Annotated in this window: 11 protein-coding genes and 1 pseudogene; 6 read left to right on the forward strand and 6 right to left on the reverse strand. The window is 54.6% G+C overall.

The annotated features are described in order from the left end of the window. Positions 1–62 precede the first annotated feature (62 nt). The 5 genes from SH661x_RS12825 to SH661x_RS12845 form a co-directional block, all read right to left on the reverse strand. On the reverse strand, positions 63–749 hold the full coding sequence (locus SH661x_RS12825) for a GntR family transcriptional regulator (protein ID WP_437221969.1): 687 nt from the start codon (positions 747–749) through the stop codon (positions 63–65). A gap of 178 nt (positions 750–927) precedes the next feature. After that, positions 928–2,142 carry an ISL3 family transposase gene (locus SH661x_RS12830; protein WP_437221971.1) on the reverse strand — a complete coding sequence of 405 codons (1,215 nt, stop codon included), beginning with the start codon at positions 2,140–2,142 and terminating at the stop codon, positions 928–930. Positions 2,143–2,662: 520 nt separating this feature from the next. Continuing rightward, positions 2,663–3,376: an SDR family NAD(P)-dependent oxidoreductase gene (locus SH661x_RS12835; RefSeq protein WP_437221973.1), complete on the reverse strand. Its 714-nt coding sequence runs from the start codon at positions 3,374–3,376 to the stop codon at positions 2,663–2,665. 266 nt (positions 3,377–3,642) lie between these two features. Beyond that, positions 3,643–5,304, reverse strand: coding sequence for an alpha-keto acid decarboxylase family protein (locus tag SH661x_RS12840; RefSeq protein ID WP_437221975.1), 1,662 nt, complete (start codon positions 5,302–5,304; stop codon positions 3,643–3,645). A gap of 703 nt (positions 5,305–6,007) precedes the next feature. After that, the gene (locus SH661x_RS12845; protein WP_437221977.1) at positions 6,008–7,444 is read right to left on the reverse strand and encodes a transposase; all 1,437 of its coding nucleotides are present in this window, start codon (positions 7,442–7,444) and stop codon (positions 6,008–6,010) included. Positions 7,445–8,284: 840 nt separating this feature from the next. Between SH661x_RS12845 and SH661x_RS12850 the strand changes: the two genes are divergently transcribed. After that, positions 8,285–9,322 (forward strand): IS630 family transposase, encoded by a 1,038-nt coding sequence (locus tag SH661x_RS12850; protein WP_437221979.1) that lies wholly within the window; start codon positions 8,285–8,287, stop codon positions 9,320–9,322. A gap of 227 nt (positions 9,323–9,549) precedes the next feature. Continuing rightward, a pseudogene (locus tag SH661x_RS12855) lies at positions 9,550–9,945 on the forward strand (SMI1/KNR4 family protein); the annotation flags it as partial. A gap of 42 nt (positions 9,946–9,987) precedes the next feature. Here the strand turns inward: SH661x_RS12855 and SH661x_RS12860 are convergent. Then, positions 9,988–10,787 (reverse strand): IS5 family transposase gene (locus tag SH661x_RS12860; protein WP_437221910.1). Its coding sequence is split into 2 segments (ribosomal slippage): positions 9,988–10,448 and positions 10,448–10,787, totalling 801 coding nucleotides; the frame shifts between segments, so codons are not numbered across the junction. A gap of 1,108 nt (positions 10,788–11,895) precedes the next feature. Between SH661x_RS12860 and SH661x_RS12865 the strand changes: the two genes are divergently transcribed. The 4 genes from SH661x_RS12865 to SH661x_RS12880 all read left to right on the forward strand — a co-directional run bounded on the left by SH661x_RS12865 (position 11,896) and on the right by SH661x_RS12880 (position 15,395). After that, a protein-coding gene (locus SH661x_RS12865; RefSeq protein WP_437221910.1) for an IS5 family transposase occupies positions 11,896–12,695 on the forward strand; the annotation gives its coding sequence in 2 pieces (ribosomal slippage) (positions 11,896–12,235 and positions 12,235–12,695; 801 coding nt in all). Between the two features lie 1,260 nt (positions 12,696–13,955). Beyond that, a complete protein-coding gene (locus SH661x_RS12870) occupies positions 13,956–14,234 on the forward strand; it encodes a hypothetical protein (RefSeq protein ID WP_437221981.1) in 279 nt (92 codons plus the stop codon). 4 nt (positions 14,235–14,238) lie between these two features. Beyond that, entirely contained in the window at positions 14,239–14,643 is a 405-nt protein-coding gene (locus SH661x_RS12875) for a DUF1559 family PulG-like putative transporter (protein ID WP_437221983.1), read from the forward strand. Between the two features lie 161 nt (positions 14,644–14,804). After that, positions 14,805–15,395, forward strand: coding sequence for a hypothetical protein (locus tag SH661x_RS12880; protein ID WP_437221985.1), 591 nt, complete (start codon positions 14,805–14,807; stop codon positions 15,393–15,395). The last annotated feature ends 39 nt before the right edge of the window (positions 15,396–15,434 follow it).

The raw sequence follows: 15,434 nt of genomic DNA on the forward strand, positions 1-15,434 counted from the left end.
GACAGGAAAGACCAGCAACGAAACAGATGATAAATCAAGAATCAGTATGTTTTGTGCAACGCTCAGACGCCTGCAAATAAGCCACTGACAGCTCTCTCACACGCAACACTCAAATGCCGGGCCATAGCCCGCCCGGCAGTCTCCGGATCTCGCTTCAGAATGGCCTGTAGAAACTGCTGGTGTTCCAGCAGAATCCCCTCGGGGGTCTCGGAGACATCCTTCACAAGGACTCGAACCACATGCATCATGCGGTCGTAGCGCGTCAGTTCCGCCTGCAGACGCAGAACACCGGCCGCCTTCGAAATGGCCTGATGGGCCGCTCTGTCATTTTTGACGCAGACATCGACCCATTCTTTCGTTCGCGGCGCCGAGATCAGGAAATCCGTCTCGTCAGCGACCCGCTGCAGCTCGTCCAGATTTTCGGCAACGCAGGCCCGCCGGACCGACTCCACCTCAAGAAGACTTCGGACCAGATAGATCTCACGAACCTCTGCGGCCCCAAACGGTGCCACCACCGCTCCCCGGTTCGGATACAGCTCGACGACTCCCAGCCCCGCCAGTTCGACAATCGCTTCCCGAACGGGCGTACAGCTGACCCCGAAGTGGGCAGCCAGATGCTGCACCTTCAATCGTGTCCCCGTCGGGAGGTCGCCCCGGAAGATCGAGAACAGAATCTGACTGAGGATGTCTGATTTCTTCAGTAATCCAATCTCGGAATCGCTGGATTGCGGGGCAAAGAGTGTCGCCATGTTGTCTGCCGATCACTAAGTCCGAATGCCGCTTTCCAGAGATGGGGAAGCGTGGGCGATCCGCCAAATCCCAAGTAGAAGTCACCACGTTGTCGATTATCGATAATATACAAGAAGAAGTCAACAATATTTGATGCGTACAAAAAAAGGGTTCATCCGGGAGATAGGGGTGTTGTCGTTAACCGACGATCTCGAAGCGGGTGGTATGCAGGGACAGGATGCGGAGCTGGAACAGTTCCAGGTTGCGGTAGCCATAGGCTCGCCGCTGCAGCAGCTTGATCTTGTTGTTCACCCCTTCCAGCGGACCGGTCGAAATCGGGTGATGATACCAGGCCAACAGCCCACTGCGGTGTCCCTGTAACGTCCGGGCGAACTGCTGCAGGATGCGAATGCCCGAGGTCTGGGCTCGCCTGCACCAGTCTTCCAGGAACTCCATTGCATCACCCCAGGTCTCCTGCTCCCAGAACATCCGCAGCTCATCCTTCAAGTAGTAGGCAATCGCCAGCGGTTGGTTGAGCTGCAAGGCTTCCTTCAGCCGAAGGTGCTCTCCTTTTGAATGATCCAGGCTCTCCGGGTTCTTCAAGAGCAGCCAGCGGGTCCCTTTGAGCACCTGTCTTCCCAATGGGCCTTCCGCTTCATGAAACAGCTCCCGACGCAGTTGCGTCAGCTTCTCATTCAGCAGCTTCATGATGTGAAATCGATCAAACACCAAAGACGCATCTGGCAGGTTCTCCAGCACCGCACTGATGTACGCGGGCGACATGTCGGTGGCCACCGCCTGCACCTGGGCACGAGAGGATGTCAGCCGTTTCCAGAATGGCTTGAGAGCATCAGCTCCTTTTCCCTTGCCGACGAAAACCACCGCTCCACTCTCCAGGTCCAGCACCAGCGTGATGAAGCGGTGCTTCTTTCCGACATGGATTTCATCAATGGCAATTCGCTTGAGGTGCTTGAGCCTCGGTTTGGAGAAGTGCTTTCGTAGTCGCTGCTTTTGAATGTCGTTGGCCAGGTCCCAGGAGATCCCCAGATGTCGACCAACATCCTGCGGCGTCATGAACGTGAGCAGTTCCATGACGTATCGCTGAAAGCTTCGGGTGTGACGCCGCTTGACCTGAGCGAACGTGACTTCCACCCGTCGTCTGAGCGAACAGCGTTGGCACTGCACCTTGGGAACATCCATTTCAATGAAGACCGGCCTCAGACCGATGGAGACGGTCCTCCACATGCGCGGAAACCGCTCGATGACGTGGACACGCCCGTGCCCGCAGGCCGGGCATCGCAGCTTCTCCCGGGGGAGTTCGATGCTCACGATCATCTCCCCCTGCTCAAACCGTGTGGACAAATATCGATAGCCCCGCACGCCGAGTGCGTGGTACAACAGACAACTGGACATGCTGAGTTCTTCCTTCAGGAATTGCGTAAGACACAACCCCTGATCAGACCAGCATGTCCAACTTTTTCAACCAAACACCCCTATCTGCCGGATGAACCAAAAAAAGTTATGAACATTCGAGCCTAGAATTCGCCCTGAATATCTCCCCAAAATCCCCATCCGACGGTCCTTAGAGCTGTTGAGGGGACGTTCCAGGAGCACTTGCCCCAGGAAATTCGACTGAATTCCATGAAGTGGTTTCATAACTGATCAGTCAATGGCTTCGGCAAGGCGACGCTCGAGCGGAGCCGCATCAAAGATCACGCGTGAAATTCATAGCGGCTCGGCAGGAGCCGCGCCCTCCCAGTTATGAAACCGCCTGATGGCTGGGCTGGGATTTCTCAATACGAGGTTACGAAGGCAGTTCTCATCGCAAGAACCTCTGTCCCCAGATGGATCGAAGCGGTTCATTGCGGAAACCCGGCGATCATGGACATTGGGGATCAACGACATCCCTGGGGCAGCCTGCTGCGCGAGTCACTCACCAGTGTCCGGCGTGTGCCCCTCCATCGACGTGCAGCGTTTCGCCCGTGATGAACGAGGCGGACTCCAGATACAAAACAGCGTCGACCACTTCCTGCACCTCGCCCATTCGATTCATGGGATGAAGGCCGGAGAGAAACGCGTGTGACTCCGGCTTGTGCATGGGCGTGCGAATGATTCCGGGAGCGACAGCATTTACTCGAATTCCCCGGTCCGCATACTCGATTGCCAGTGACCGCGTTACCGCATCCAGGCCCCCTTTCGTCAGAGAGGCTAAAGCTGAGGGGACTTCCTTCAATGGTTGCTGGACCAGTGTCGTGGTGAGATTGACGATGTGGCCACCCCCCTGCGTCAGCATCTGGCGGACAGCACGCTGGGAGATGTGAAAGAACCCGCCCAGATTCAGGGAAATTTTCGCGTTGAAGTCCGCTTCGGTATACTCGGTGAACGATTTGGCAATGAACATGCCCGCATTGTTGACGAGAGTATCAACCCGACCGAACTGCGCGACAGCCGTTGCAATGACACGGTCTGCCACATCGGGATCGCTGATGTCTCCCGCGACAGTCACCACACCCGCGGTTGAGTCGGACTGGATCGACCGCGAGTTTCCGACAACGCGATAGCCACGATCCAGAAATCCACGAACCAGGCCCGCCCCGATTCCCTGCGATGCACCTGTAATGACTGCGACTTTGGGTTGACTGTTCATCTCGGTCGTCCTTTCAGAAGTTCGTAGAATGGAGAACTGACTACCATTTCCATGTCGGCAAGTACGTTATTGAATCCGCTGAGTCGCGTTGAATTCACGAGCGACGTTGCCTGAAGCAGAGTTCGCCTCAACGTCTGCGAGTCGGGATTCTTTTCCCGACTCGCAGTTCAACAGTCGCCTTGGCTTCTCGGGAGAACTGAACAGGAATCAGGCTGCCTCGAAGGGTCGATCCTGTCTGTCTCCCATCAGCTTCACCGAATCAATCGTTACGGGATCACCGCTTTGCTCACGGGATATGTGGGAGTCGCGCGGTGCATCTTCATTGCCAGGGGGGGAGCTGTGTACTTGTCTGTCACCACTTCGATATAAGCTCCGGTGCCGCAGGACTCGGCTTTTGCCATCGCAGCATCCAGTTCCCCGCAGGTCGTGACACGTGAGGAGTACCATCCCTCGCAGCCGAGCGCCTCTGGAAGGAGATGATAATTCCACGGCGCGAGTTCGTTGTAGTAGATGTCCGGAGACTTGCACAACAACCGCTCGATCAGATAGCCGCTGTTATTGAGCACAAAGATGATGGGTTTCAGCCTGCGTCGATGGAATTGGCTCAGCTCCTGAGCTGTGAGCTGGTGAGATCCTTCACCGGTGATCAGAACGGTTCTGCGGTCCGGGGCGGCCATCGCTGCGCCGAATGCTGCTGGTGTCGCCCAGCCGATCGCTCCCCACAGAGTCTGGTTGTGGTAGGTTGCCCCCTTCGGAAGCAAGGCGGGAGTGAGGCCCAGCGCGGGAGTGCCTGACTCGGCCACGACAATGTCATTCGGGCGGAGAAACTGCTGCCAGCGCGGATAAAGCGTTTCCGCGGTGATCTGATCCTCCCCCTGGCCAACGGGTTGTCCAAGGCCACTCGGGGCCGGGAAGCCGGCGTTGCTCTTCCTGGGGAGACTTCGAGTCAACGCGATCAGGACGTCCTTCATTTCAACATCGTCAAACCAGGTCTTCCCCACCCTTGTCCGGTGGTGCATGACATTGATGATTTTTGTTTCGTCCAGCCGGGCGGTGTATGAAGCAGTGTTGTAATCACTCAGGAGGCTGCCGACGGTGAGGAGGCAATCGGCTCCCTCCACATACTCCTGCACCACCTCATTCACCCACGAACCGGCGTAGACTCCCATGTAGTTGGGATGACTTTCGTCGAGGACCGATTTGTCCATCATCATAGTTGCGAAGGGCAGCCCGGAAGCATCAATGAGAGCTTCCATTTCTCGCTGCAGGCCTAAACGCGACACGAAAATCCCGGGCAAGACACAGGCGGTTCTGGCTTTGGCGACGGCATCGACAATGGCCCCCACAGCACGCTCCAGCGTGGCAGGGTCGCTCTTCGGTTCTTCAAACGGGACTCCAGATCCGAGTGCGGGAAGGTTCGCGACATCTCCGGGAAGTGCCATGTAGACGGGACGGCGATGATAAAGTGCGGCAGCAATCAAACGTTCTGTTTCGGCAACGCAGTTCTGCGGTGTGATGATCGTCCGGGCACAGACCGCAGGAGCGGTCATGTCATAGAACAGATCGAATTCTCCGTTCCCCAGTGTGTGGTGGACAACCCCTCGGTCGCGCTTGGTTGTTCGGGGCGGCTGACCTGTCAGATGGAAGATCGGAAGGTGTTCGGCATAGGCTCCAGCGATCCCCGGGAGTGCCCCAAGTTCTCCGGAGCCATAGGTCGTATTGATGGCTGCAATTCCTTTCACTCGAGCGTATCCATCAGCCGCGTAGGCAGCGTTCAACTCGTTGCAGGAACCGATGAAACGCAGGCCTTCATCTTCACAGATGGCATCATTAATCGGAAAAGCGAAATCCCCGGGGACGCCGAAGATCTCCGAGATTCCAATTTGCCTTAAACGTGACAGAACGTACTGGATCGTTGTTTGAGACATCGTCGATTCCTTAGGCTTGAACTGGGATGACTGGATCGAAACTTTGAAAGACCACATCTGGTCATCGCAGTCCAATGGCAATCCACGTGCCGGGCGTCGAGAATCTGCAATCTCATCAATTCCAGGTGCTTTTCGCCTGATAGGAGCCGAATTCGCGGCGTCGGATGGAAACTTCCTGCACTCCATGACAAGAAATTGGTCGAGAGAAGTCTGATCACAGTGTGATTCCAAAGTCGGTCCCCCGCATTTACGGATCGTGCGACTCGAGTTGGAAATCCATCAGCCTTGTGACGTCAATCACCCGGTCCTTGGTGCGGTCAGAGATTAGAGACGTCCATATCGCTTGGTCCTGCCCCAGCTGCCGAAAGGTCGTCTCGGTCGCTCCAGGGTTCGAACCTCTCCAGTGTGATGAGTGCCAGGTCAAGCCGCTGACTCGTGTTCATCGCTCACGTCTGGCGGAAGAGCCCACTTGACGATGCAACTGCTTCTGAAGGGTGTGCCTATGCAGCCTGCTTGTTGGCTTTCTGGATTAGCGTTGTCTCTGCGGGTGTGGGCGCGCTGTGCTTGATCGCTGGAGTCGCTCAAGCAGACGCAGTCGCAGCACTGATCCGTGCCTGGATGATCGGCAGGTCGCTCTTACCGATCGCGATCGGTGGCATCGGAATGCCCTTCTTCATCACGCGCGATGATGCCTCAACGTCGACTAACAGCCCGTTGAAGTTGGCATGATTTGGAGTTTCCGGGGTGTACGTGGTCGCTGTGGGGTCAATTGCCAGTTGATGTCTCGGAACGCCATCGGATGAGCTGTCCTTGCCTGGAGCGATCGCAGGCGGTTTCTCAGGGCGGCCCAGAGCAGCGTGCAGGTTCCCCAGAGTGCCAGCAGTGCCCTCTGTCCGCTTTGCAATCCTCTGGGTTTGCCGATGCCGAATGCTTTGAGCATCAGCAAACCCAGGTTCCTGGCTGCAGCCACGATCAGGTAACGCTTGTTGATCTTCTCAATTCCTCGCAGCCACGTTCGTCTCGCTCCGCCGGTTTCGCACACATTGGCGAAGCTGCGTTCGACCTTCTCGCTGCGTTGACGCTGCAGGTCCTTTCCCTTGGATCGACTCATGCGTTGGCGGTTGTTGAGCACTGCCTGTTGCACTTCCACTGGTTTGTCCGTCCACGTCCGATGATGTTGTGAGTTCGGTTCCGGGATGTACGTTCGCAGTCCCAGCTGCGTGGCCTGCGTGATCGTCTCGTTCTTGTGATACCCCTTGTCGGCAGCAACCTCTTCAATCTCTTCCGGACTCCCAGCGAGAATCACGTTCTGCTGGGCATTCACCACGCTTTCGATGAGCGTGCCGGCATCACTGTTCGTCCCATGACACACCGTGGCGGAGAGGATGAACTCATTCTCCAGGTCGATCACATGTTCCGCTTTATAGCCTAGGTGAGTGCGGCCATCTTTCATTTTCACGATGCGGGAATCGGGGTCTGACGGCGATTCCCAGTCGGCATTAGAGACCTTCTTCTTCCCCTGCTGATGACGGGTTTTATCGAACTTCCGCAGGTCATCGTCGCTGGGATCATCGTCTTCTTCGATCAGCCCTTCCTCCTGCATCAGGCGTTTGAGGAACTCCTTCCAGTCTTCGCCCGAGTCCTTTCTCACGATTGTTTTCATGGCGGCGTTGGCTTCCAGCAACGTGGAGTCGACACCGGTTGATTTCAGCTTGAGAAGTCCATGCTCATCGATGATGCTGAGCACCTGCTGGAACACCTGCTGGTGAATCTCCAGCGGCAACCGATCCCGAATGCGGGTCAGGCTGCTGTGATCGGGAGTCTCTTTCCCCAGCGGAATGCCCAGGAACCTTCGCAGCGAGAGAGAATCTTCGCACCGCCAGGCGATGCCACGCTGGGAGTCGATCCCTTCAAAGTACCCGACCAGCAGCATGCGGAAATAGACGCCCGGGGGGATCGACATGCGACCTGTGCTGGCATAATACGGGGAGCAGAGGTCCTCGAGAACCTTGTCGAATCCCGCCTTGGCCAGCACCTGATTGAGCTTGTCATAAAAGACATGCCCCGGCCCTTTGGAGAGATTCGCTGTCGGAGTCCAGAACTCCTGCTGCTGCGACTCCTCCCGCTTCCCCAACGCCATCGGTCACCCTCCCTGAATGCCTGAAATCCGAACCACCGGCAATCTACCAGACCTGTCAAGCGAAGAAAGGAAATTCAACGGGCTGCTAGGTTGTCATTTTGGATCTAATGTCGTGTTCGCGCCTTATGTTGTGCTAATTGGCATTGCGGAACTGCTTGGTGAGGACAGCCTTGTCACAATTATTTTATCTATGATATCACAAGTTGTATTATTGTGCTGGTGGCCTCTTATAGGAGTATGCCTTTGTGGAGACGCGATGAGAGACAAAAAGAGCTATAAATTCCCAGTTACGATCATTATCTATTATTTCTTCGTTGCAATTTCTGTGATCACTTTTACTTCTCGGGAAATGTGCTGTGGTTTTGATGCCCGTTTCTGGATATGGGTGATTATATTTATCATGTGGCAAGCAATGTTATTGGCATTCTATGTATTATCATTCGGTAATATGACTGAGACACGAGCGATGTAGGCTCCGCTGTGTGGATCTCTGGGTTGAGCATTGGAAGACCGTTTCTCGATAATTTGATGAAGTCCTTCTCAAAGATTGTGCGCACGCATTCCTTTGCGCGAGGACACTCGCTCACGCTTCGTGCTCTGATGGCTTGCAACCATGCTGGATATTATGCGGAGAAGAGTTCGTGTTGGAGCCGCGATCTTCAGTCACGACAGGGTCCATACTGGCCATATTTTCCAGGCCCCAATTCACCATAGCGCTAGTGATTTCTAAATAACTCCACACCTCAATCGGAGTGGAAATTCCAGTTGGTGTAGGAACAAAAACAGGCTTGGTCTACGGTTTGGGAAGTTCTCACACAACCCTTTCCGAGGAGCCAAGCCATGGATGGCAGTATCCACCTCACAGCTCAGGAACGCAAGATGCTTTTGCAGGCCTATCGCTTTGGAGTCGATGTTTCCGTCTCTCGACGAGCGCATCTTGTCCTGTTGCGAGCTGATGGCCTGACCTGGCAGCAGATCAAGACCGTGCTCTTTTGCAGCTTCGACCTGATTTCCACCACGCTGAAATTGTTCAGTCAAGGAAGAGTCGCTGCGGTTCTGGAGGTGCAGACTCCGCAGCATTTCACCCCGGCCTGGATGATGAATGTCCTGCGGTGGGTCACCCAGCACACTCCCCGGGACTTTGGATATTTTCGCTCCCGGTGGTCGTGTGAAACACTGGCCCACCTGCTGGCGTTCGAAACCGGGCAGCGTTTGAGCGGTGAAACGATCCGCCGGGGGCTGCATCGACTGGGGCTGGTCTGGCGTCGCCCTCGACCTGTCGTGGGACCAGCTGATCCCGAACACGCCGAGAAATTCCAGCGGATTCAGCAGCTTCTGGAGAACCTTTCTCCCCAGGATGTGGCTGTCTTTCAGGATGAAGTGGACCTGAATCTGAACCCCAAAATTGGCAACATGTGGATGAAAAAAGGCCAGCAGGCCGAGGTGGTCACGCCGGGGAACAATCAGAAGTGCCATGTGGCAGGCTCGCTAATCTGGAGGACAGGGACGCTGCTGGTGAGTCGTCCTCACTGGCGGCGAAACACGGTTCAGTTTCTGGCTCATCTGGACGACCTACGTTCACGGCTGCGGGGTTACCGGAAGATTCACGTCATCTGCGACAACGCCAAATTCCATGACTCACGGGCAGTGAAAGCATATCTGCAGAAATGGAACCACCGGATCGAAGTTCACTTTTTGCCCAAGTACGCCCCGCAGACGAACCCGATCGAGCGTGTCTGGTGGCACCTGCACGAGACGATCACGAGGAACCACCGCTGCCAGACTCTGGAAGAACTGATCGATCAAGCGTATGAATGGTTTGAGGTGAACAACAACCACTATCTTGACATGCGACACTCCTTCGCCAAAGCCGCTTAAACCTCACTCCGGTTCGGTGGAGGGCATATTTAGAGCCCCTTTCATAACACTACAGGTAACGCTTAAGTTTTGCGTCAGTTTTAGGCGTCATGGAATTGACTCTAATTTCGCGTTAATTCCAACTGATTCATTACAGCCGGTTGAAGTAGTACGCACGATTGCAACTAAAATGCAAAAGTTAACGTATTTTCTCGAATAATTTTCATTTTACTGAATTGTTAAATTATATGAATAACGTACTTGATGAAATAGCCGACCATCTCGTCCCAAATGCCCCGATTAAATCCTCAGCCATACCACACTCGGTCGCAAACAACGGACACACATATCAAATTCCGGACGACTTAATACAGCTGTGGCAAAAAATGGATGGGGCATCATTGTTCGACAAATTGGATCCTCCGTATCGGATCCTGCCATTGTCTGAATTTGTGCCTGCGTCTGAGGTGCTTGTATGCGAATCAGATCCTAATCCTGGGTGGTACGTGTTTTGCGATGTTCGTGATGGGGATTATATCGGCGTAGATCTCTCAACCGTTAATGGAAATCGCGTTAGTGTTATCGACATGTTTCATGAGGTTTTTCCAGATACAGATTATTGCAAAACGATTTCTGACTCTACAGAGAATTTTCTGGTCAAAGCGCTTAGGGCGTCCGGACAAAACCTATTCAGCGATGAGATATCTCCAGGTGATGAGCGAGTTGGCGATGTCATGGAACGCTTGGTGCACTTCCTCCAGCCTGTCCCAGCGAATCCGCAACCTGCGGAATTGTTTGAGCCAGCTGATGGTCCGTTCAATCGGCCAGCGGGTCGCACCCAGAGACGAGTCCTGCCGCTGACCTCGTTTGGGAATGAAGGTCTCAATGCCAGCCAGTCCCAGCAGGTCCCGAGTTGCCTGGCAGTCGTAGCCTTTGTCGGCGGTCACACTCCGTGGGCAATCCAGGGGGCGTCCCCGCTTGCCACCAATCTTCGGGTACCTCAGAAACACCAGTGGCAGAAGTTGTTTCAGATCATGAACATTGGCGGCCGTCAGGATGTTCGCCAGCGGAATCCCATTGTGAGTGGTCATCAGGTGAGACTTGCTGCCGCAGCGACCACGATCCGTCGGATTCGGTCCGGTTTTTGTCCTCCCAACGGGGCCTTGATCAATCCGGCATCGACGAGCACGTCCGCCAGTTCCAGACGCCCGGCTGCGTTCAGCACGGTGAGGAGGTGGCGATGAATGTCCTGAAAGACTCCCAGGTCGATCCACAGCTTGAGACGTCGATAGCAGGTCTTGTAGGAACACCCCAGTTCCAAGGGCAGGTCCTCCCAGGCGATGCCGGTCTTGAGCACGAACAGAATGCAGGTGAAGACGGTCCTGTTCTCCGCTGGCGGTCGGCCGCCTTTGACAGAGAACTCGTAAGTCGGAAAGAACGGCTCGATCTCGTCCCACAAGTCATCACTCAGCAATCGGGTGGCCATATCAGTTCCTCCGTGAACGGGAAAAACCAGACCTTCCCAAAATTTTCAAACCATGCCAACATTAGTTTTGTCCGGAACCTCTTAACTCAAAGGGACGGAAGTTTTGGCTGTAATTTCGGCAGGGTGGCTGACAACGCCGTTAACCAATTGGGGTGGATCGGCAGAGTGGCTGGGGCCCTTCGGTCCAATTGATGTGAACCAAGAGAAGTTCTGAAAGTAGCCGGGTGCCCGGGTTGAGAAAGTCTTGAACTTGGGTGCCACTGCTCTGCGAGCAGTGCTGAACGTCACGTGGCCCCCGACTTGTCTTTTGGCAATCAAAATTACAGCCTTTTATTGGAATGAAAGCTTCTCGCTCCTTGCAGGCGGGACACTTGCTCACGCTTCGTGCTCTGATGACTTGCAATCATGCTGGATGCTTGATGGAGAAGAGTTCGTGTTGGAGCAGCGATCTTCAGTCGCGACAGGGTCCGTTAACTATATTCTTTGGGGAGTCATGTCGCGGCTTAGTGGCATGTGGCTAAATGATGCAAAATCATACACGGCCATCCACAAACACGTTAAATACATTACTGGACAATCAGAATGCGGTCACGAGCTCACGCATAGCGTACTAAAATGGATTGAAGCGGGATGGAGATTTCCCGGAGATAATAGCTCCAGCTGGAATAAGTTTAGTGGAACCCGAAACGCGGTATCGAGGCATATGCCGCAGTACGATGACCCAGCATTTAAAGGCTGTGAAAGCTGCCCAACCGACGACTATCCTGGCGATCGTGCTGCACGTGAATTTCGGTGGTTTGACAACAATGATGTGACACCATGAAGGTAATAGGATGTGCTATGTCGCGGTTCAAAGAAAATGCATACACTTGCATTCTAATTGCTGCTTTCTTTGCTGGAACTGTGCTTTTGGTGATGTCCTACATCCATCAGGGGCAGCAACGACAAAATCGACGGACGGCATTGCTCGTTTTTCGCATTGCAACATTGGCCGCAAACAATGATGCCAACAATCGCGATTTACTTAGAGGTTCCGGACAAAACTAATGTTGGCATGGTTTGAAAATTTTGGGAAGGTCTGGTTTTTCCCGTTCACGGAGGAACTGATATGGCCACCCGATTGCTGAGTGATGACTTGTGGGACGAGATCGAGCCGTTCTTTCCGACTTACGAGTTCTCTGTCAAAGGCGGCCGACCGCCAGCGGAGAACAGGACCGTCTTCACCTGCATTCTGTTCGTGCTCAAGACCGGCATCGCCTGGGAGGACCTGCCCTTGGAACTGGGGTGTTCCTACAAGACCTGCTATCGACGTCTCAAGCTGTGGATCGACCTGGGAGTCTTTCAGGACATTCATCGCCACCTCCTCACCGTGCTGAACGCAGCCGGGCGTCTGGAACTGGCGGACGTGCTCGTCGATGCCGGATTGATCAAGGCCCCGTTGGGAGGACAAAAACCGGACCGAATCCGACGGATCGTGGTCGCTGCGGCAGCAAGTCTCACCTGATGACCACTCACAATGGGATTCCGCTGGCGAACATCCTGACGGCCGCCAATGTTCATGATCTGAAACAACTTCTGCCACTGGTGTTTCTGAGGTACCCGAAGATTGGTGGCAAGCGGGGACGCCCCCTGGATTGCCCACGGAGTGTGACCGCCGACAAAGGCTACGACTGCCAGGCAACTCGGGACCTGCTGGGACTGGCTGGCATTGAGACCTTCATTCCCAAACGAGGTCAGCGGCAGGACTCGTCTCTGGGTGCGACCCGCTGGCCGATTGAACGGACCATCAGCTGGCTCAAACAATTCCGCAGGTTGCGGATTCGCTGGGACAGGCTGGAGGAAGTGCACCAAGCGTTCCATGACATCGCCAACTCGCTCATCACCTGGAGATATCTCATCGCTGAATAGGTTTTGTCCGGACGCCCTTATTCCGTATCAAGAAGGGTACGTGAGGTATAATGGCGACCCGATTCGAGATAAGCAGACGAATTCGCTTTTTGTGTGGCGAGCCAAAGATGCTGAAGGGAATTTAATGCCACTGGTTGCGAGCAAGGCCAGCGAAGCTAGATTTTTCGCCTGTTCGGAGAACTGCAATTCCAATCACGAACGATGGTATGTTTTTTCAAGTCCGATTCATGCGGTCTTTGTCAGAGATGATCAAGTTGATCTAAATACTCATAAAATGAAATAGTGAGGTGGCGTAGCGGCGGGGTGGCCGGGGCTAGCTGCCCGTTGAAAATCACCCCTTCGCTTGACAGATCTGGTAGATTGCCGGTGGTTGGGGTTTCGAGTGTTCAGGGAGGATGACCGATGGCGTTGGGGAAGCGGGAGGAGTGATGTAGGCTGGGTTGAGTGAAGCGAAACCCAGCCTGCTTGGCGTGCTTTTAGTTTTCGTCGATCTTTGGCAATTTGATATGAGCTGTATCTTGAATTGCAATCGCTCACCCCCTTGCAAACGTACACTCGCTTACGCTTCGTGCTCTCTGATGAGTTGCAATCATGCTGGATGCTTTATGGAGAAGAGTTCGTGTTGGAACCGCGATCTTCACACGCAACGGGCCGATCCTCGGTTCCCGTGGCGTCTTCTGCCGCATGCAGCTGGTTCGGGTACTTTGAAGGTGCAGATGATCCACAAGCAGGGGTATGGCGGTCTGCAATTTGGGCTTGCCTGTAGGTTCCAAGATCCCTCTGCAGCCTCCAGGCCGCCTTCAAACCACTTCCACCGCCCCACTTCCTTTCCACCGAAAAGAGCTTCCTCCGCCAACACCTCATCCGATGGCTCAGCGAAATCTCCCCAATTTCAACGGGCTGTCAGACGTTCTCCTACACGTCCCTACGCACAGCGGCAGGTGCCCACCACAGCCTGGTGGTTTTATCCCGCAATCGTCGCGATAAATACGCTCCCGGCCGTACCCGCGGGAAACGGTCATCCCGGGGAAGTTTCAAGTAATGATCACGCTTGGAATTTTCAACAGCTGCATGAAAGACTTTTCGAAATTTGTACACGATTACAGCAGTTCATCTTCTCCGGTCCTGCGATCAGCGATCCAGGCAACATTCGACTGATGAAAGACTCCCGTGCCCAGGGAGCCTCCCTGAGCGCTCACTAAATAGCGCCACGCCGTAATCGGAGTGGAGTTTTCAACTGGTGTAGGAGCAAAAACAGGCTTGGTCTACGTCGAGAGGTGCAGCACCACTTTTCTTGCTGAGGAGCCAAGCCATGGATGGCAGTATCCAGCGCCGGAGATCATGTCGAGACACCTCGCCAGCCAGTCTTTCTTCGTGTTCGCTCACTGCGTGATCGACACGAAATCCCTGAACAGACTTCACAACGCCATTGTCACGCTTGAAGCACCACATCCCGATTCTCACAGATTACCCAGCATCGCGCAATCGCCCTGGGATCTGCTGGATCACTTCACAGAACTGGCTGAATTCACGCATTGATCCCTTGGGCTCCATCTGGCCCAACAGCCGTGTTCGGATGAGAGACATTACAGACGGCACCAGCAATACCATTCTCGTCGGAGAACGGTCCTGGCTGGATAAGGCGGCGTTCTGGATTGGAGTTCACAGCTACCTCGCCCACGGAGACATGGGTCTCCGCGGGATCGTCGGAACCAGCGTGCATAAGATCAACCATGGTGGACCAGATGCAACCGATGGGTTCAGCAGTGAGCATGTCGGCGGCGCACACTTTCTCCTGGGCGACGGCAGCGTCCGGTTCATCAGCGAGAACATTCAGCACAACAACAATCCAGCGCATCTGCCGGCCAGCAACCCAACAGTTGCTAACAGCGGGTTGTTCCAAAGGCTCGCCCGCCGGGAAGACTGGCTGTTGATTGGCGAATTCTGAAATGTCGGCGAAGGATGCTCCTCGGCCTTTGTTCCCGAGGAGCATCTCGACGTCAGTTGCGCTCACCGCCTTCAAACAGTGCAGACGTGCCGCGTTCTCCAGGAACTGATTCAGTCACAGAGTGTCGACTCATGGAAGTCAGACGCTGAGCTGGAGTCTCCGTGGGAACTGCCGCTGATTTCCCCGTCACGATCTTCGTGCGTCAGTCGACTCGATACCGACATGGCCCGAATCATCACAAGAACATCATTCCCCTGAGAGTCATGAAGTCTCCTCACCGTCGCACAACCGCTCACTCATTCGTTTTCTTGCTGCTCGCAGGGATGGTTCTTCTAGTCGGGGGAAGTGGATGCTCCCGCCGTCCTGGGCCGGAACTGGCAAGTGTCAAAGGGATCGTCCTGCTGGATGGCAAACCCCTTCCAAATGCGTCTCTGTTATTCCAGCCCAGCGGGGAATTTGCTTCCCCTTCCTATGGGGTAACCGGGAAAGATGGCCGGTTTGAGCTGTCGTTCAATCGTTACAAGAAAGGGGCCATGCCCGGTGAGCACGAAGTGTCGCTGTCCACCGCAGGGCTCGTGGTTGCGACGGACGGCAAGGAGACCTATCAGGACGAGAGCCTGCCCGCGCGCTATCATCGCGACTCGAAATTGACCTATGTCGTGAAAGCGAATGAACACAACTTCTTCGAAATCAAGCTCACGTCCGAGAAAGATCCAAAACCCTCGAAAACGGGTCGTAAGACTTCACGGTAGAGAAGTTTAGTCAACCGTGGGCATGCGCTTGTGGCGTTA

This window comes from Planctomicrobium stercoris, assembly GCF_051465655.1.
Lineage (GTDB): Bacteria > Planctomycetota > Planctomycetia > Planctomycetales > Planctomycetaceae > Planctomicrobium.

Excerpts from the sequence above, each read along its gene's own strand:
- SH661x_RS12840 (WP_437221975.1), bottom strand. The coding sequence starts at position 5,304 with ATGTCTCAAACAACGATCCAGTACGTTCTGTCACGTTTAAGGCAAATT.
- SH661x_RS12825 (WP_437221969.1), bottom strand. The coding sequence starts at position 749 with ATGGCGACACTCTTTGCCCCGCAATCCAGCGATTCCGAGATTGGATTA.
- SH661x_RS12850 (WP_437221979.1), top strand. The coding sequence starts at position 8,285 with ATGGATGGCAGTATCCACCTCACAGCTCAGGAACGCAAGATGCTTTTG.
- SH661x_RS12830 (WP_437221971.1), bottom strand. The coding sequence starts at position 2,142 with ATGTCCAGTTGTCTGTTGTACCACGCACTCGGCGTGCGGGGCTATCGA.
- SH661x_RS12845 (WP_437221977.1), bottom strand. The coding sequence starts at position 7,444 with ATGGCGTTGGGGAAGCGGGAGGAGTCGCAGCAGCAGGAGTTCTGGACT.
- SH661x_RS12835 (WP_437221973.1), bottom strand. The coding sequence starts at position 3,376 with ATGAACAGTCAACCCAAAGTCGCAGTCATTACAGGTGCATCGCAGGGA.